The organism is Methylobacterium sp. WL7, from assembly GCF_008040085.1.
Classification (GTDB): Bacteria; Pseudomonadota; Alphaproteobacteria; order Rhizobiales; family Beijerinckiaceae; genus Methylobacterium; species Methylobacterium mesophilicum.
In genome coordinates this window covers 25,678-43,810 of the sequence record NZ_VRVG01000003.1, presented here as the reverse complement: position 1 = coordinate 43,810, position 18,133 = coordinate 25,678, and the positions used below count along the sequence as shown (strand labels likewise).

The window sequence follows — 18,133 nt, the reverse complement described above, 5'->3', positions numbered from 1 at the left end:
GCGCCGTCACTGTCGCGTTCCAGCCACAAGAATTGTGAGTGTTCTCTGGTTCACCCTGGTACCCTGAGGGCCCGCAATCATGCAGATCCCCCGATTGTCGCGATGAAGGCTGAAGCGTCCCGGGCGACATCGGCTGCCGGCTTGCCGGGGCGATAGAGGTTCGAGCCGAGACCGAAGCCCACCGCGCCGGCCTGCCGCCAGACCGGCACGCTGTCGGGCGTGACGCCGCCGACGGCGAGGACGCGGGCGCTCGCCGGGAACACCGCCCGGTGCGCCTTGAGCGCGGCCGGGGTCGCGATGTCCGCGGGGAAGAGCTTCAGGGCGGTTGCGCCGGCCTGGAGGGCGGCGAATGCCTCGCTCGGCGTCTGGTAGCCGGGCAGCGAGACGAGGCCCGCGGCCATGGTCGCGCCGATCACCGCCGGGTCGGTGTTGGGCGAGACGATCAAGGTCCCGCCTGCCGCCGCGACGTCGCCGACCTGCGCCGGTGTGAGAACCGTGCCGGCCCCGACCAGGGCGCGCCCGGCGAACCGGTCGGCCAGCAGCCCGATGCTCCTGAGCGGATCGGGCGAGTTGAGCGGCACCTCGATCAGGGTGAACCCGGCCTCGACCAGCGCGTCGCCGATGGCGGGCGCCTCGTCCGGGGTGAGCCCGCGCAGGATCGCCACCAGGGGGCAGGCCGCGAAGGCCACTTCGAATCGGTCGAGGATCGTCATGCCCGCACTTTCGAGATGGCCTGCCAGATGGCGTGGATGCCGGCCGTCGTGGCGCCGTCCGGCACCGGCACGGCATGGCCGCCAGCTTCCGTGATCGCAACGTCGTAGAGCGCAGACAGAGCGCCGCCGCCGAGCAGGTGTACCGGACGCTCGGCGAGATCGGTGCGCGTGCCGACATCCGCACCGATCATCAGGCCGCTGGCGTAGGCGGCGGCATCGGCGGGTGCCAGCCGGTCGAGCAGCACCCCGGCGCGGACCTCGAACAGGGCGGCGGCGAGGTTGCGCGCCTCGCTCCCGCGGCGGAGCCCCTCCCGGAAGGCGGGACCGTCCGCGACCGCACCGTCCAGCATGCCGGCCAGGATGCCGTGGGTGCGGACCAGGGCGAAGAGTTCGCCGGTCATCACGGTGGCGAAATCGGTGATCGCGCCGTCCACCGTGGCGATCCACTTGTTGTGCGTGCCGGGCTGGCAGAACAACGCCGTCGGCGGCGCGGCGCCGCTGCTGATCGCGCCGAGCACCTGGACTTCCTCGCCCCGCATCACGTCCGGGCGTGGGCCGCTCCGGAGCGCGACGCCCGGGACGATCCGCACGTCGGGGGCGACCGCGAGGCTCGCCTCGGCGAGGTCCTGCAGCGTTGCGGGCGCATCGATATAGGCAGCCTCGCGCCAGCCGCGCGTCGAGCCGACCATGCCGGCCGCGACCACGGCCTGCGCGCCGAAACGCTCCCGCAGCTGTGCAATCGCGTCGGGATAGTCGCCAGGGGTTAGCGCGAGGACGCCGCGATCGTCCTGAAGCGTGTCGAGGACCTCGCCCGCCTCCGACATGGCGTAGGCGCGCCGGTTGGTGGTGCCCCAATCGACGGCAATGTAGGCGGCCCGACCGACCATGCACGCCCTCCCCACCAATAATTTGTCTGAGTTATAGGCCCGACCGGAACAAGGTCAAGCGCGCCGCCGCCGCCCGCCCGGCCTTGGGGTGACGGGTCGCCGGACGCCCTTCCGTGTCGGTATCATGACCGCGACGGGATGTTCGGCCCGGATCAGCCAAGAATCAGCATATCATGAGCCGGGGATTGTCCCGCCGCGCCGAGCGTTTGCGATGGACTGTTCAGGGCGTGATCGGCGATATGGCAGGCAATAAATCATACGCGGGAGGGACGCGCTTGGCACGGGACGTGATCCTGGCGACCGATGGCTTGACGATGGAATTCAAGGGATTCCGGGCCGTCAACGGCGTCAAGTTGGAAGTCGAGCGCGGGACGATCCATGCGCTGATCGGCCCGAACGGTGCCGGCAAGACCACCTGCTTCAATCTGCTCACGAAGTTCCTGATCCCCACCGCCGGTACCATCCGGTACAAGGATCGGGACATTACCGGGCTGCGCGCCGCGGATGTGGCCCGGCTCGGCCTCGTGCGGTCCTTCCAGATCTCGGCGGTGTTTCCGCACCTGACGATCACCGAGAACGTCCGCATCGCGCTCCAGCGCCGGCGCCGGGGCGATTCGTTCGATTTCTGGCGTCCCGAGAAGGTGCTGCGGGCGCTCGACGGCGAGGCGTTGGCGCTTGTCGAGGCCGTGGGCCTGTCCGAGTTCGCCGACTCGCTGGCGGTCGAGCTGTCCTACGGCCGCAAGCGCGCGCTCGAGATCGCCACGACCCTGGCGCTCGATCCCGAGATGCTGCTCCTCGACGAGCCTATGGCCGGCATGGGCCACGAGGACGTCGACCGGACGGCGCAGCTGATCCGCCGGGTCTCGAAGGACCGGACGATCCTGATGGTCGAGCACAATCTCTCGGTGGTCGCGTCGCTGTCCGACCGCATCACCGTCCTGGCGCGCGGGCAGGTCCTGGCAGAGGGCGATTACGCCACCGTCTCGAAGGACCCGCGCGTGGTCGAGGCTTATATTGGGTCGGGACATGCTTGAGGCCGCCGTGAAGAGACCCGCGCCGGCCGCGGCGACCGATGCGCTCCTCACCGTCCGCGGCCTGGAGGGCTGGTACGGCGAGAGCCACGTGCTGCACGGCATCGACCTGGATGTCCGGGCCGGCGAGGTGATCACGCTGCTCGGCCGGAACGGCGCCGGCAAGACCACGACGCTCCGGGCGATCATCGGCATCCTGGGCAAGCGGGCCGGCTCGATCGTCTATGACGGCGTCGAAACGATCCGGATGGCCTCGCGCAACATCGCCCGGCTCGGGCTCGGCTACGTCCCGGAGGAGCGCGGCATCTTCGCGAGCCTCACGGTCCACGAGAACCTGATGCTGCCGCCGCGGGTGAAGCCCGGCGGCATGACGGTGGCCGAGATCCACACCCTGTTCCCGAACCTGAAGGAGCGTGCGGGCAGCCAGGGCACCAAGCTCTCGGGCGGCGAGCAGCAGATGCTCGCCATCGGCCGGATCCTGCGGACCGGTGCCAAGCTGATCCTGCTGGACGAGCCGACCGAAGGTCTCGCGCCGGTAATCGTGCAGCAGATCGGCCGGACGATCCAGCAGTTGAAGTCTCAGGGCTATACCATTGTGCTGGTGGAGCAGAATTTCCGCTTCGCGCAGACCTTGGCCGACCGGCACTTCGTCATCGAGCAGGGCAGGGTGGTCGACATGATCCCGAATGCCGAGCTTGACGCAAATATCGACAAGCTTCACGCCTATCTCGGCGTCTGAGGCGGACGGCGAATACCCAATAAGCGCTGGAGAACGGCGTCAGAGGCTCGGCAGGCGGTGATCCGCTGCGCCGCAGGAGGATAGGAAGATCATGTTCGGACGTCTCATCGGGTCCGTGTCCCTCGCCGCCCTCGCGGGTGCCCTCATGATGGGCGGCGCGAGCGCGCAGACGAACGTGAAGATCGGCATCCTCGGCGACCGCTCGGGCGCCTATTCCGACATCAGCGGCGAGGGCTCTGTGGTTGCCGCGAAGCTGGCGGTGGAGGACTTCAAGCCGGCCGAGCACGGGCTGAAGGTCGAGATCGTCTCCGCCGACCACCAGAACAAGCCCGATGTCGGCGCCGGCATCGCCCGGCAATGGTACGACCGCGACGGCGTCGACATGATCACCGACGGCGTGACTTCGTCGGTCGCCCTGGCGATCAGCCAGGTGACCAAGGAGAAGAACAAGGTCTTCATCGACACCGGCGCCGGCACCGCCGACCTCACCGGCCCGCAATGCACGCCGAACACGATCCACTGGGTCTACGACACGGTGGCGCTCGCCAACGGCACCGGCGGCGCCATGGTCAAGCGCGGCGGCAACACCTGGTTCTTCCTCACAGCCGACTACGTCTTCGGCCAGACCCTCCAGCGCGACACCAGCGCGGTGATCACCAAGAACGGTGGCAAGGTCATCGGCTCGGTCAAGACCCCGTTCCCGACCTCGGACTTCTCATCGTTCCTGCTGCAGGCGCAGGGGTCCGGCGCCAAGGTGATCGGGCTCGCCAACGCCGGTACCGACACGATCAACGCGATCAAGCAGGCCGGCGAGTTCGGCATTACCGAAGGCGGCCAGGCCCTCGCCGGGCTCCTGGTGTTCTCCTCGGACGTGCACTCGCTTGGGACCAAGGTCGCGCAGGGCCTCGTGCTCACCGAGCCGTTCTACTGGGACCTGAACGACCAGACCCGGGCCTTCTCGGACCGGTTCGCCAAGCAGATGAAGGGCAATTCGAAGCCGACCGCCAACCACGCGGGCGTCTATTCCGACGTGCTCCACTACTTGAAGGCGATGGCCGAGCTGAAATCCGGTGCCGACGGCGCCGCCGTGGTCGCGAAGATGAAGTCCATGCCCACCGATGATCCGCTGTTCGGCAAGGGCACGATCCGGGCGGACGGCCGCAAGATCCACGACATGTACCTGTTCGAGGTGAAGAAGCCCTCCGAGTCGAAGGATGAGTGGGACCTGTACAACAAGCTCGAGACGATCCCGGGCGATCAGGTCTTCCGCCCGCTTGCCGACGGCAACTGCCCGCTGGTGAAGGGTTGACGGTGCGGGTCCGGCACGGAGGACGGCTATGACCACGATCTTCGGCGTGCCGACCCAGGCGCTGTTCGGGCAGTTGCTGCTCGGCCTGATCAACGGCTCGTTCTACGCGATCCTGTCGCTCGGGCTCGCGATCATCTTCGGGCTCCTGAACATCATCAACTTCGCCCATGGCGCGCTGTACATGATGGGCGCGTTCGTGGCCTGGATGCTGCTGACCTATGTCGGGCTGGGCTACTGGTGGGCGCTCGGGCTGGCGCCGCTGGTGGTGGGGGCCTTCGGCATCCTGCTTGAGCGGGTGCTGATCGCGCGCCTCTACAAGCTCGATCACCTCTACGGCCTGCTCCTGACCTTCGGGCTGGCGCTGATCATCCAGGGCCTGTTCCGCAACCAGTACGGCGTGTCGGGGCTGCCCTACGCGATCCCGGCCGAGCTGTCGGGCGGCCAGCGCCTGCCGTTCATGTTCCTGCCGAACTACCGGGCCTGGGTAGTGGTGGCCTCGCTCACCGTCTGCATCGCGACGTGGCTGGTGATCGAGAAGACCAAGCTCGGCGCCTACCTCCGGGCCGCGACCGAGAACCCGACCCTGGTCCAGGCCTTCGGGGTGAACGTGCCGCTGTTCCTGACCCTGACCTACGGGTTCGGCGTGGCGCTCGCGGGTTTCGCCGGGGTCCTCGCCGCCCCGATCTACTCGGTGAACCCGAACATGGGCGCCGACATCATCATCGTGGTCTTCGCCGTGGTGGTGATCGGCGGCATGGGCTCGATCATCGGCTCGGTGATCACCGGCTTCGCCCTCGGCCTGGTCGAGGGCCTGACCAAGGTGTTCTACCCGGAGGCGTCGGCCACCGTGATCTTCGTGATCATGGTGCTGGTGCTGCTCGTCAAACCCGCCGGCCTGTTCGGGCGCACGGCCTGAACCAGATCAGAGGCTCGATCCCCATGGCCGACACCGCCGCCATCGACGTCGCCCCGATCGCCGCCGCGCTGCCGACGCGCCGCGACGACAAGGCGCTGCACTGGATGATCTTCGTCGGCATCGCGGTCGTGCTGACCGCGGCGCCGCTGGTGCTCTATCCGGTCTACCTGATGAAGGTGCTGTGCTTCGCGCTGTTCGCGCTCGCCTTCAACCTGCTGCTCGGCTACGGCGGCCTGCTCTCGTTCGGCCACGCCGCCTATTTCGGGATGGCGAGCTATCTCTGCGCCTACACGGCCAAGAACCTCGGCTTCACCCCGGAACTGGCGATCCTGTCGGGCACCGCCACGGCGGCCCTGCTCGGGCTGGTCTTCGGCTCGCTGGCGATCCGCCGGCAGGGCATCTACTTCTCGATGATCACCCTGGCGCTCGCTCAGATGGCGTTCTTCTTCTCGCTGCAGGCGAAGTTCACCGGCGGCGAGGACGGCATCCAGGCGGTGCCGCGTGGCAACCTGTTCGGAGTGTTCAGCCTCGCCGACGACCGGGCGATGTACGCCGTCGTCTGCGTGGTCTTCATGGCCGGGATGCTGCTGATCTACCGGATCATTCACTCGCCGGTCGGGCAGGTGCTCAAGGCGATCCGGGACAACGAGCCCCGGGCGATTTCGCTGGGCTACCGGGCCAACCAGTACAAGCTCGCGGTGTTCGTCCTCTCGGCGACGCTCGCGGGGCTTGCGGGCTCGACCAAGGCGATCGTGTTCCAGCTCGCCTCGCTCACAGACGTCCACTGGTCGATGTCCGGCGAGGTGGTGCTGATGACGCTGGTGGGCGGCATGGGCACGGTGTTCGGGCCGATCGTCGGCGCGATGGTGATCGTCACCATGGAGACCTACCTGGCCCAGTTCGGCGCCTGGGTGACCATCATCCAGGGCTGCGTCTTCGTGCTCTGCGTGCTGCTGTTCCGCGAGGGCATCGTCGGCCTGATCGCCCGGATCATCCGCAAGCCGCTGTGAGACGCGGCGGGTGCCGGTTCGTTGACGGATCATTAACCACACCCGCTCAACCTGCAGTTCCTAGGCTGACAGGTTTGACCATGACGAAGACCCAGCCGCTGAGCATCGATGATCCGGCGGCGGATTGCCCGATCCCGCCGGAGACCGTCGGCCAATTGATCAAGGCCGACGCCGACACCGCGACGTACATCCTCGACGGCATCCCCGAGGCGACCCGGGCACGCCTCGCGGTCTGGCTGTACGGCCGCAGCCATACCCACGAGATCGGCGTGCGCGTCGCTGCGACCTGCGACGGCGCCACCCTGCGACGGGCCGCTGGGGTCGTCGGCACCGCCCTGTATGACGCGTCGCGTCGCCCCTACAAGGCGCCGAGCCATGGCGCCCGGCCCGCCGGCAGCCGCATTTCGCTGGGCGGATCGAGCCGCCGCGCCTGAGCGCCGCGGCTTCGCGACACGGTCCCTGTCATCGGGTGCGCGAGAGCATCATCCCGACAGGTGGATTCCGGCTTTCGGAAAAAGATGACGTAGAAACAGAAGCCTCGATCGCCGTTCCGGCTCTGATTTCGGGGACGACGATCTAGGAGCGCCGCCGCCCAGCCGCTATCGTGGGCGTCGATGTCCACCCTTTCGCCCGTCATCCGCCGTCTCGACCCGATCCTTGTTGACCGCATCGCGGCGGGCGAGGTGGTCGAGCGCCCGGCCTCGGCCGTGAAGGAGCTGGTCGAGAACGCGATCGATGCCGGGGCCCGCACCATCGAGGTGGTGGTGGAGAACGGCGGTCGGCGGCTGATCCGGGTGATCGACGACGGCCGCGGCATGGGCCCGGACGACCTCGCTCTGTGCGTCGAGCGCCACGCGACCTCGAAGCTGCCCGGCGGCGACCTCTCGGCCATCGACACGCTGGGATTCCGCGGCGAGGCTTTGCCCTCGATCGGCGCCGTGTCCCGGCTCGCGATCACCACCCGTCCAGAAGGTGCCGAGGCCGGGGCGAGCCTCACCGTCGAGGCCGGCGTGAAGGGCCCGGTCCGTCCGGCCCCGGCCCAGCGCGGCACCCGGATCGAGGTGACCGAGCTGTTCGCCGCGACGCCGGCGCGGCTGAAGTTCCTGAAATCCGACCGCGCCGAGAACGCCGCCATCGCGGAGACCCTGCGGCGGCTCGCCGTTGCCCAGCGCGGCATCCGCTTCACGCTGCGCGCCGATGCGGGGCAGCCGCTGCTGCTGCCGGCCGAGACCGGCCCCGAGGGCGAGCTGCGCCGCCTGACCGCCGTGCTGGGCGCGGATTTCGCCGCCAACGCGCTGCCGGTGTCGCTTGCCCGGGAAGGCTTCTCGGTCACCGGCCATGTCGGCCTGCCGACCTATCACCGGGGGGCCGCCGGCTACATCCACCTCGTGGTCAACGGCCGCCCCGTGCGTGACCGCCTGCTGCTCGGTGCGGTGCGGGGCGCCTATGCCGACACGCTCGCCTCCGACCGGCACCCGGTGCTCGGGCTCGCCATCGCGTGCGATTCCGACCTGGTCGACGTCAACGTCCACCCCGCCAAGACCGAGGTGCGGTTCCGCGAGCCCGGTCTGGTGCGGGCGCTCGTGGTCAGCGCGATCCACGATGCCCTGCGCCGGGGCGGCGCGCGGGCGGCCACCACCGGGGCCAGCCGGACCCTCGACGCCCTGCGGCCGGCCGGCCCCGCGCTCGCGACCCATACCGGCGCTGTCGCGCCGAGTCTGTTCCGGTCCGCCCGCCCGAGCTTCTTCCCGGCGAACACGCCCTCGGTGGCGGCGCCGTCGGGCTACAGCCGAGCCCAAGGCTGGAGGCCGGACGGCTGGCAACCGACACCCGAGCCGGAGCCCGTCTTCGGCGACACGCAGGGGTTCGGCGAGGCTCCGCAGGCACCGTTCGCGCCGTCGCCCGAGGCGGATCTCGCAGCCCCACCCCAGGCGGATGTCCGGCCGGTGGTCGAGGCGGCCGAGGCCATCGACCACCCGCTCGGCGCGGCGCGAGCCCAGATCCATGAGACCTACATCCTGGCCCAGACCCGGGACGGCCTGGTGATCGTCGATCAGCACGCCGCCCACGAGCGCCTGGTCTACGAGCGCATGAAGGCGGAGCGGGCCCAGGGCGGCATCGCCCGCCAGGGCCTGCTGATCCCAGACGTTATCGAGATGAGCCCGGACGCCGCCGAGCGCCTTGTCGCCGCGGCCCCGGACCTCGACCGCCTCGGCCTGTCGATCGAGGCGTTCGGCACCGGTGCCGTGCTGGTGCGCGAGGTGCCGGCCGCGCTGGTCGGCGCCTCCGTGCGCGATCTCGTCACCGATATCCTCGACGCGCTGGAAGCCAGCGGCGATGAGGAGGGTGGAGCCCCCGCGGCAGAGGGCGGCCCGCTCGGGCGGCGCCTGGACGCGATCCTGTCGCGCATGAGCTGCCACGGCTCGGTCCGCGCCGGCCGTCGCCTGCGCCCGGAGGAGATGAACGCGCTCCTGCGCGAGATGGAGGCAACGCCCAATTCCGGGCAATGCAACCACGGCCGCCCGACCTCGATCGCGTTGAAGTTGTCCGATATCGAGCGGCTGTTCGGCCGCCGATAGGTTGTCGGCCATCCGCAATTGGGAGACCGGCCGACGTAAGCCGGATCCGGCTGCGCTCGGCTATCTCCACGTCATCGATCGGATGCCCGAACAGGTCCGATCGGCCCTGGAGAAACCGCTCGTCTCCGCCACGTCTTAGCCAACGTCGCCTGCGGGCGGGGCGCGACACCAGCCAGCGCCTGTCCCACGATGCCGACTTCGGGGGCGTGCTTTTTCTGGACCGAAGACCTGATACCCCTCCTCTCGCGCATCAACCTCTCTGACCCGCATCGCGCCGCCGCCGGAGCCCGCGACCATGGATTTCACCATCTCCCGCCGCGTCGAGGATTACCGCGCGCGCATCGCGGCCTTCGTGGATGCGTATGTCGTGCCGCTGGAATCGGACCCGGCGGCCTATGACGGGCACGGCAATATCAGCCTCACCGAGCTGGCGCGGCTGCGCGGCCTCGCGAAGGCCGAGGGGCTGTGGTGCCTGCAGCTCAAGCCCGAGACCGGCGGGGCCGGCCTCGACAAGGTCGGCATGGCGGTCTGCTACGAGGCGATGAACCGCTCGATCTTCGGGCCGGTCGTGTTCAACTCCGCCGCCCCCGACGACGGCAACATGATGGTGCTGGAGAAGGTCGCGACCCCGGCCCAGAAGGCGCGCTGGCTCGACCCGATCGTGCGCGGCGAGGTCCGCTCCGCCTTCGCCATGACCGAGCCGCATCCCGGTGGCGGCTCCGATCCTGGCATGATCCAGACCCGGGCCGAGCGCCGGGGCGACACCTACGTCGTCACCGGCCGCAAATGGTATATCACCGGGGCCGAGGAGGCCGCCCATTTCATCCTGATGGCGCGCACCTCCGACGACGCCCGCAAGGGGCTCACCGCCTTCCTGTTCCACAAGGACCAGCCCGGCTGGGAGATCCTGCGCCGGATCCCGATCATGGGCCCGGAGGAGCACGGCGGCCACTGCGAATTGCTGTTCGACGGGCTGGAGATCCCGGCCGAGAACGTCCTGATGACCGAAGGCGACGGTCTGAAGCTGACGCAGATCCGCCTCGGTCCGGCGCGGCTCACGCACTGCATGCGCTGGCTCGGCCTGTCGAAGCGCTGCGTCGAGATCGCCCGGGCCTATGCGGGCGAGCGGCACGGCTTCGGCATCCGGCTCGCCGACCGCGAGAGCATCCAGCTCATGCTCGGCGACCTCGCCATGCGGATCGAGATCGGCCGGCTGCTGGTGATGAAGGCCGCCTGGGCGCTGGACCAGGGCAGCTTTGCCCGCAAGGAAGTCTCGATGGCCAAGGTCCACGTGGCCAACCTGATCCACGCGGCGGCCGATATCGCGATCCAGATCAACGGCGCCCGGGGCTACTCCACCGACACGCCGCTCGAATGGATCTACCGTTACGCCCGCCAGGCCCGGCTGGTGGACGGGGCCGACGAAGTCCACAAGATGGTGCTCAACCGCAACCTCGAAGCCGAGGGCGATTCGTTTTGGACCTGGGGTTTGGAGGGGTGACGGTTGTCCTCCCACCGGGGCAAGGTGGACGTCCAATCCACCGTCCTCATTCTGAGGTGCGGCCAAGCCGCCTCGAAGGAGGCCTCCAGGGATCGCGCGACGGACTGGAGGGCGCCTTCGAGGCCCGCTGATGCGGGCACCTGAGGATGACGGCGCGGTTGCGATGACCGTTTGTCCGCTCATTCGCCAGCAAAGAACAAAAACCGGCACCGGGAGCGCCCGGATCGGCGCTCAGCCGACGAGAGGAAAGGTCCGAGAGACATGACGGATGTCGTGATCACCGGCGCGGTGCGCACCGCGATCGGCACCTTCGGGGGCTCGCTCGCGGCGATCCCGCCGGCCGAGCTGGCGGCGCAATGCGTCGCGGAAGCGCTGAAGCGGTCAGGGACCGCGCCGGAGGCGGTGGGCCACGTGGTGATCGGCAACGTCATCCCGACCGAGCCGCGCGATGCCTACATCGCCCGGGTCGCCGCCATGGAGGGCGGGATCCCCCAGGCCGTGCCGGCGCTCACGGTCAACCGCCTGTGCGGCAGCGGCCTGCAGGCGATTGTCTCGGCCGCGCAGGCGATCATGCTGGGCGATGCCGAGGTGGCGGTCGCCGGGGGCGCCGAGAGCATGAGCCGGTCGCCGCATCTCCTGGAGACCGGGCGGTTCGGCCAGCGCATGGGCGACGCGACCCTGATCGACTACATGGTCGGCGTTTTGAACGACCCGTTCGGCAACGGCCATATGGGCGTCACCGCCGAGAACGTGGCCGAGCGCTACGGCATCTCCCGGGCCATGCAAGACGCGTTCGCGGCCGAGAGCCAGGCCCGGGCCGCCCATGCGATCCGCGAGGGCCGGTTCCGCGAGCAGATCCTGGCCGTCGCGGTCCAGCGCAAGCGCGAGACCGTGGGATTCGACACCGACGAGCACCCGAAGGCCACCAGCGCCGAGGACCTCGCTAAGCTCCGCCCGGCCTTCTCCAAGACCGGCAGCGTCACCGCCGGCAACGCCTCCGGCCTCAATGACGGCGCGGCGATCGTCGTGCTGGCGAGCGCGGCGGCGGCCGAGCGTGACGGGTCCAGGCCACTCGCCCGGATCGTCGGCTACGCCCATGCCGGAGTCGATCCCTCCGAGATGGGCATGGGTCCGGTGCCGGCCGTGGAGCGCCTGCTGGCGCGCACGGGATTGCGCGCCGCCGACTTCGACGTGATCGAATCGAACGAGGCCTTCGCGGCCCAGGCCTGCGCGGTCTCCCGCGCCCTGGATCTCGACCCCGCCAAGGTCAACGCGAACGGCGGCGCCATCGCGCTTGGCCACCCGCTCGGCGCTACGGGGGCGATCGTCACCGTCAAGGCGCTCTACGAACTCGCCCGGGTCAATGGCCGCTACGGGCTCGTCACCATGTGCATCGGCGGCGGACAGGGCATCGCCATGGCGATCGAGCGGTTGCACTGAGATGGCCGGCTTGTTCGATCTCACCGGCCGGCACGTGCTTGTCACCGGCGCCTCCAGCGGCCTCGGCCGCCACTTCGCCGGCACGCTGGCTAAAGCCGGCGCCCGCCTGTCGCTCTGCGCCCGGCGGGCCGACGCGCTGGCCGAGACCGTCGCCCGGGTCGAAGGGGAAGGCGGCGAGGCGCAGGCGATCGTCATGGACGTCACCGACGCCGCGAGCGTCGAGCGGGCGCTCGATGCCGCCGAGGCGCGGTTCGGGCCCGTGGCGGTGCTCGTCAACAATGCCGGCGTCACCGCAACGAAGCCGGCCCTCGAGCTGGACGAGGCCGATTGGGACTCCGTCCTCGACACCAATTTGAAGGGCGTCTGGCTCGTCGCGCAGGCGACCGGGCGGCGCATGGTCCGGCATGGTTCCGGCGGCAGCATCGTCAACATCGCGTCGATCCTCGGCCTGCGGGTCGCCGGTGGGCTGGCGCCCTACGCCGCCTCCAAGGCCGGGGTGGTCCAGCTCACCAAGAGCCTCGCCCTGGAATGGGCCCGCCACGGGATCCGGGTGAACGCCCTCGCGCCCGGCTACATCGCCACCGAGCTGAACGACGCGTTCTTCGAATCCGAACCCGGCAAGGCGCTGATCAAGCGCGTGCCGCAGCGTCGGCTGGGCGAGGCGTCGGAACTCGATGGGCCGCTGCTGTTGCTCGCCTCCGCGGCGGGCTCGTACATGACCGGCAGCGTCGTCGCGGTCGATGGCGGCCACCTCGTGTCGGGGCTTTAGCGGATGGAACAGGCGCAGCTGCGCGACTGGATCGCCTCGCATCTCGGCTGTCCGGATCTCGCCATCGAGGCGGTCCAGCCCCTCGGCGGCGGCTCGATCCAGGAGAACCGACTGGTCCGCTGCCGGATCGGCGACACCGTCCGGGGCTTCGTGCTGCGCATGGACGCCGCCGCGACCATCGCGTCGAGTCGGTCCCGGGCGGAGGAATTCCGGATCCTGGAGGCGGTCTGGAAGGCCGGCGTGCGGGTGCCGGAACCGGTCGGCTTCTGCGCCGATCCCGCCGTGGTGGGCGCGCCATTCGCGCTGATGGGCTTGGTCGAGGGTGTCGGCCTCGGGCCGCGCATCGCCAAGGACCTGAGCCTCGGCGGCGACCGGGAGCTTCTGGCCGAGACGCTCGGCCGCGAACTCGCCCGGATCCACGCCGCGCTCGACCCGCGCGAGGTGCCGGCCGCGCTCGCCTTCCTCGGAGAGCCCGAGAAGCAGCCGGCGCTGGCCGAAATCGCCCGCCTGCGCGCCAGCCTCGACGGGATCGGCGCCAAGCGTCCGGCGATCGAGTGGGGGCTGCGCTGGGGCGAGGTTCGCGCGCCGGATTGTCCGGCGCCGTCCCTGGTGCATCGCGATTTCCGCACCGGAAATTACATGGTGGATGCATCGGGCCTGACCGCGATCCTCGATTGGGAATTCGCCGGCTGGGGCGATCCCGCACAGGATCTCGGCTGGTTCTGCGCCGCCTGCTGGCGCTTCGGCCGAACGGATCTGGAGGCCGGCGGCATCGGCTCCCGGGCGTCGTTCTACCGGGGGTACACGCAGGAGAGCGGCCGGACCATCGATCAGGCGAGCGTCGCCTATTGGGAGGTGATGGCGCATCTGCGCTGGGCGGTGATCGCCCTCGAACAGGGCGCCCGCCACGTCTCGGGCCGGGAATTCTCGTTGGAACTGGCGCTCACCGGCCGAATGGTACCCGAGCTGGAGCGGACGATCCTGCGGGCGACCGCCCCGGAGACTTGGAGCTGACAATGCAGGACGTACCCTCCGGCGCCGCGCTCCTCGATGCCGCCCGCCGGGCGCTGACGGAAGAGGTCGTCCCCGGCCTCACCGGCCGCCCGCGCTACGTCGCCCTGATGGTCGCCAACGCGATCGGCATCGCCGCCCGGGAGATCGCACAGGCGGACCGGCTCGGGGAGGCCAGCGCGCGGCTGTTGGGCGGCGCGGACCATGACGCCCTGGACGACTTGGTCGACTTGATTCGATCCGGCGCACGCGATGCCGATCCGGAATTGCACACCCGCCTCAGCACCGCGACCGAGGCCGCCGCCGACATCTGGAAGCCGTCGAAGCCCGCAGCCTGACGCTCGAACCCGGGGATATCCAACCCACCCCCTCATCCTGAGAGGCTGTGAGTTTTTCGATCGATCATCCTTCGATTTCCATGCACCCGACGCCTTAGCGGCGCCGGACGGGCCTATGCCGCCGGCATGAGCCGCGGGTCCCCTCTCCCGTGCGGGAGAGGGGCAGGGTGAGGGATGCGCGTTTTCCGGAAAGACCTGATCCCTCACCCCAGCCCTCTCCCGCACGGGAGAGGGGGCGCGTCGCGCTCCGTCATCGACCTCGGGTGCAAACCTTCGGGGGGACGTCCCACCTGGGATCGCGAGCCTGGATGAACCTTCAAAGGAATGCTGCAGCGTCATCGTCTGTCGCGAGCGATGAATCGAGAGACCCACGGCCTCTGAGGCGGCGCCTCGGAGCGGAGCCCTCGACGGAGGGCTCCTTCGAGTCCCGCTGAGGCGGGCTCCTCACGATGAGGGGGCAGGTGGGATACCCGCCGTCAGACAGGATCCGACAGCCCCCGGGCCTGCTCGCGCAGGACGAACTTCTGGATCTTGCCGGTCGAGGTCTTCGGCAGGGGGCCGAAAACCACCGTCTTGGGCACCTTGAACCGGGCCATCCGCTCCCGGCAGAAATCGATCAGCTCGCGGTCGGTGGGAGCGGCCGCACCCGGCTTCATCTCCAAAAAGGCGCAGGGGCTCTCGCCCCAGGTTTCGTCCGGGCGCGCCACCACGGCCGCCAGCATCACGGCGGGATGGCGCATCAGCACCTCCTCGACCTCCAGACTGGAGATGTTCTCGCCGCCCGAAATGATGATGTCCTTGGCCCGGTCCTTGATCTCCACGGAGCCGTCGGGGTGCCAGACCGCGAGGTCGCCGGTGCGGTACCAGCCGCCGGCCAACGCCCGCGCGGTGGCCTCGGGGTTGCCGAGATAGCCCTTCATCACCGTGTTGCCGCGTAGACAGATCTCGCCGACCGTGGTGCCGTCCTGCGGCACCGGCCGGTCGGTGGCGGCATCGAACACGACGACACCCTCCAGGGTCGCCAGCGCGACGCCCTGGCGCGCCATCCGGGCGTAGCGGTCCTGGTCCGGGAGGTCTGCCCAGTCGGGCTGTTCCAGGCAGACGGTGGCCGGCCCGTAGCTCTCGGTGGCGCCGTAGAGGTGCGTCACCTCGAAGCCGAGTTCCTCCATGGTGCGGATGATCGTCGAGGACGGCGCGGCCCCGCCCACCGCGCAGCGCACCCGATGCCGGAAGGGCACGCGGTCCGAGGCCGGCGCGTGGGCGATCATCGAGAGCACGATCGGCGCGCCGCACAGGTGCGTCACGCGGTGCCGGGCGATCAGCGAGAAAATCGCCGCCGGCTCAACCTTGCGCAGGCAGATCTGCGTCGCGCAGGCCGCCACGCTCGCCCAGGGGTACGACCAGCCGCTGCAATGGAACATCGGCAGGGTCCAGAGATAGGCGCTCTCCGCGGTGAGGCCGAAGGTGACCGCGTTGCCGAGCGCCTGAAGGTAGGCGCCGCGATGGCTGTAGACCGCGCCCTTCGGGTCGCCGGTGGTGCCCGAGGTGTAGAGCAGGCAGAGCGATTGCCACTCGTCGGCCGGCCCGGGCCAGGCATAGTCCGGGTCGCCCCCGGCGAGCAGGGTCTCGTACGGGACCGCGCCGGCGATGCCGGTGGCGCCAATCTCCACGATCAGGATAGGCTCGGCGCGATCGGTGAGCGCCCGGGCGGCCAGCGCACCGTACTCGGCCTCGACGATCAGCACCCGGGCACCGCCATGGTCGAGGGAGAACGCGATGGTCGCCGGATCCAGGCGGGTATTGAGCGGGTTCAGCACCGCGCCCAGCATCGGCACGGCGAAATGCGCCTCGATCATCTCGGGCACGTTGGGCGCCAGGATCGCCACCGTGTCGAGGTGCCCGATCCCGCGCCCGGCCAGGCCGGAGGCGAGGCGGCGGCACCGCGCGTACAGCTCGCCGTAGGTCAGACGGCGATCCCCATCGATCACCGCGACCCGCGCCCCGACGGAGGCGGCGGCCCGGGCCAGCAGGCTGGCCGGCGTGAGCGGGACGTAGTTCGCCCGGTTCCGGTCTAGCCCGGTCTCGAACGGATGAGAATCGGAGTCCCGGGCGGCCGCGCGGGGCGGAACTGTCTCCGTCATCGGTGGGCCTTCTGATCGGGCGGCTGGCGTGGCGTGCGCAGGCAGAGAGATGACGTCGCGTCCGTCCGGACTGTCAATCGGGGTGCTGGTTACAGCCGGTGTCGGTCATCATCGGCCGCGCCGGCGCGGAGGACCCGGCGCGGAGGACCCGGCGGGGTGGCCCGAGGTCTGTCACGCTGCAGCGGTTGACGGCGGCCCCGCCCTGACGGATGCCGGATCCGGTGCCTGACCGGGCGGTCATGGCAGTTGGCGGGGGAGGGGCTCGTGAAGGACGACAATCTACCGATGGTTCGGCCGCCACAGGCCGGGCGCGAGATGGCCGAGGGCAGTGTTGCCCGGGTCCGCGAGGCCTACGAACACTTCGCCGAAGCCGGCGAGATGGCGCTGAACGCCTTCGAAACCTCGATGTCCCAGACGTTCGAGGGCTGGCGCTCGGTGATGGGCTCGAGCCGGGAGACCGCACACCAGCTTTCCGACAGCAACGTCGCGGGCACCCGCAGGATGCGCGAGCAATGGGAGGCCGCCGGGGCGCGCCTCTACAACGCGTTCGAGGACAATGCCGGCCACTCGATGGCGGCGATGCGGGAGATCGGGCACCGCATGCTGGTCGCCTCGGACACCAACGTCCGGGCCTCACTGGATTTCGCCGAACGCCTCGCGAAAGCGGCCGACGCCCGCGAGGTGGCGGCTTTGCACGTGACGTTCATGCAAGAGCAGTCGCGCCGCCTCACCGACCAGATGGTCGACCTGCACCAGACCACGACCCGCCTGGCGCGTGAGGCCGCATCGCGCACGGATACCCCGTGACCTCCGCCGCCGCCGAGAGGCCTGAGGCGGCCGCCCCCGAGCCGATGCCGCGCCTGGACGATCTCAGCCGTGCCGACGTGCCGTTCCGGGCCGGTCATTTCGCGGCCTACGCGCCGCACGACTTCCATCGGATCGCGTATGTCGAATGGGGCGACCCGGACAGCCCGCACGTGGTCGTGTGCGTCCACGGCCTGAGCCGGCAGGGCCGGGACTTCGATCCCCTCGGCTACAAGCTGGCGAAGATGGGTTACCGGGTGGTGTGCCCCGATCTGCCCGGGCGCGGGCTGAGCGGCTGGCTGAAGGATCCGGAGCTCTACGGCCTGCCCCAATACGCCGCCGACATGGCGGCGCTGATCGGTCACCTGCGGATCACGGGCAAGATCGACTGGGTCGGCACGTCGCTCGGCGGCCTCACCGGGATGGTGCTGGCGGCCTCCGCCAACACCCCGATACGCCGGATGGTGATCAACGATATCGGGCCGTTCCTGCCCTGGGCGCCGATCCGCCATATCGGCTCACGACTGCGCGATGCTCCGCGGCTTCACCACAACCTGGCCTCGGGCGAGTCGCGCCTTCGGACCGTCCTGGCGGCCTTCGGCCCGCTGACGGACGAGCAGTGGCGCCACATCGCCAAGCACAGCTTCTTCCCCGAGCCCCACGGCGGCTGGCGCCCCCACCACGACCCGGCCATCGGCGACGCCTTCCGGCCCGGCCGGGTCTACAGCGTCAGCATGTGGCGCGAATGGGACGCGATCACCTGCCCGGTGCTGCTGCTGCGCGGCGAGCGCTCGGAGCTGCTCCTCGCCTCGACCGCGGACGAGATGACCCGCCGCGGACCGCCCACCGAGCGCATCGAGATCCCGGATTGCGGCCACGCCCCGGCCTTGCTCGACGCGGAACAACTTCGCATCGTCACCGACTGGCTCGGCCCCGCCGCGTGAT

17 protein-coding genes are annotated in these 18,133 nt (G+C 69.9%); 14 read left to right on the top strand and 3 right to left on the bottom strand.

Annotation, left to right across the window (positions count from 1 at the left end; all coding sequences use genetic code 11):
• Positions 1–77: 77 nt before the first annotated feature.
• Positions 78–713, bottom strand: a complete 636-nt coding sequence (locus tag FV233_RS01415) for a 2-dehydro-3-deoxy-6-phosphogalactonate aldolase (RefSeq protein WP_147855157.1) — start codon at positions 711–713, stop codon at positions 78–80.
• Positions 710–1,600 carry a 2-dehydro-3-deoxygalactonokinase gene (locus FV233_RS01410; RefSeq protein ID WP_147855158.1) on the bottom strand — a complete coding sequence of 297 codons (891 nt, stop codon included), beginning with the start codon at positions 1,598–1,600 and terminating at the stop codon, positions 710–712. The genes FV233_RS01415 and FV233_RS01410 overlap by 4 nt, the downstream gene beginning before the upstream one ends.
• 275 nt (positions 1,601–1,875) lie before the next feature.
• On the opposite strand from FV233_RS01410, the gene FV233_RS01405 reads away from it, so the two are divergent.
• From FV233_RS01405 to FV233_RS01345, 12 genes are all read left to right on the top strand, one after another.
• Positions 1,876–2,634, top strand: coding sequence for an ABC transporter ATP-binding protein (locus FV233_RS01405; protein WP_147896418.1), 759 nt, complete (start codon positions 1,876–1,878; stop codon positions 2,632–2,634).
• Positions 2,627–3,370, top strand: a complete 744-nt coding sequence (locus FV233_RS01400; protein WP_147855160.1) for an ABC transporter ATP-binding protein — start codon at positions 2,627–2,629, stop codon at positions 3,368–3,370. Before FV233_RS01405 ends, FV233_RS01400 begins: the two co-directional genes overlap by 8 nt.
• Before the next feature lie 91 nt (positions 3,371–3,461).
• Positions 3,462–4,679 carry an ABC transporter substrate-binding protein gene (locus FV233_RS01395; RefSeq protein ID WP_147855161.1) on the top strand — a complete coding sequence of 406 codons (1,218 nt, stop codon included), beginning with the start codon at positions 3,462–3,464 and terminating at the stop codon, positions 4,677–4,679.
• Positions 4,680–4,707: 28 nt separating this feature from the next.
• The gene (locus FV233_RS01390) at positions 4,708–5,595 is read left to right on the top strand and encodes a branched-chain amino acid ABC transporter permease (protein WP_147855162.1); all 888 of its coding nucleotides are present in this window, start codon (positions 4,708–4,710) and stop codon (positions 5,593–5,595) included.
• Positions 5,596–5,618: 23 nt separating this feature from the next.
• On the top strand, positions 5,619–6,605 hold the full coding sequence (locus FV233_RS01385; RefSeq protein ID WP_147896417.1) for a branched-chain amino acid ABC transporter permease: 987 nt from the start codon (positions 5,619–5,621) through the stop codon (positions 6,603–6,605).
• An 80-nt stretch (positions 6,606–6,685) separates the two neighbouring features.
• Positions 6,686–7,039 carry a hypothetical protein gene (locus FV233_RS01380; RefSeq protein WP_147855164.1) on the top strand — a complete coding sequence of 118 codons (354 nt, stop codon included), beginning with the start codon at positions 6,686–6,688 and terminating at the stop codon, positions 7,037–7,039.
• Between the two features lie 180 nt (positions 7,040–7,219).
• Entirely contained in the window at positions 7,220–9,184 is a 1,965-nt protein-coding gene (gene mutL / locus FV233_RS01375; RefSeq protein ID WP_147896416.1) for a DNA mismatch repair endonuclease MutL, read from the top strand.
• Positions 9,185–9,479: 295 nt separating this feature from the next.
• Positions 9,480–10,685 carry an acyl-CoA dehydrogenase family protein gene (locus tag FV233_RS01370; RefSeq protein WP_147856621.1) on the top strand — a complete coding sequence of 402 codons (1,206 nt, stop codon included), beginning with the start codon at positions 9,480–9,482 and terminating at the stop codon, positions 10,683–10,685.
• 261 nt (positions 10,686–10,946) lie between these two features.
• Positions 10,947–12,125, top strand: coding sequence for an acetyl-CoA C-acyltransferase family protein (locus tag FV233_RS01360; RefSeq protein ID WP_147896415.1), 1,179 nt, complete (start codon positions 10,947–10,949; stop codon positions 12,123–12,125).
• 1 nt (position 12,126) lies between these two features.
• On the top strand, positions 12,127–12,894 hold the full coding sequence (locus FV233_RS01355) for an SDR family NAD(P)-dependent oxidoreductase (RefSeq protein WP_147896414.1): 768 nt from the start codon (positions 12,127–12,129) through the stop codon (positions 12,892–12,894).
• A 3-nt stretch (positions 12,895–12,897) separates the two neighbouring features.
• The gene (locus tag FV233_RS01350; RefSeq protein ID WP_147896413.1) at positions 12,898–13,908 is read left to right on the top strand and encodes a phosphotransferase family protein; all 1,011 of its coding nucleotides are present in this window, start codon (positions 12,898–12,900) and stop codon (positions 13,906–13,908) included.
• A 2-nt stretch (positions 13,909–13,910) separates the two neighbouring features.
• Entirely contained in the window at positions 13,911–14,243 is a 333-nt protein-coding gene (locus FV233_RS01345) for a DUF6285 domain-containing protein (RefSeq protein WP_147855703.1), read from the top strand.
• A 476-nt stretch (positions 14,244–14,719) separates the two neighbouring features.
• Here the strand turns inward: FV233_RS01345 and FV233_RS01340 are convergent, their stop codons facing one another.
• Positions 14,720–16,384, bottom strand: coding sequence for an AMP-binding protein (locus FV233_RS01340; RefSeq protein ID WP_147896412.1), 1,665 nt, complete (start codon positions 16,382–16,384; stop codon positions 14,720–14,722).
• A 264-nt stretch (positions 16,385–16,648) separates the two neighbouring features.
• Between FV233_RS01340 and FV233_RS01335 the strand changes: the two genes are divergently transcribed.
• On the top strand, positions 16,649–17,191 hold the full coding sequence (locus FV233_RS01335) for a phasin family protein (RefSeq protein ID WP_147896411.1): 543 nt from the start codon (positions 16,649–16,651) through the stop codon (positions 17,189–17,191).
• The gene (locus tag FV233_RS01330) at positions 17,188–18,132 is read left to right on the top strand and encodes an alpha/beta hydrolase (RefSeq protein WP_238259487.1); all 945 of its coding nucleotides are present in this window, start codon (positions 17,188–17,190) and stop codon (positions 18,130–18,132) included. The genes FV233_RS01335 and FV233_RS01330 overlap by 4 nt, the downstream gene beginning before the upstream one ends.
• Position 18,133 lies beyond the last annotated feature (1 nt).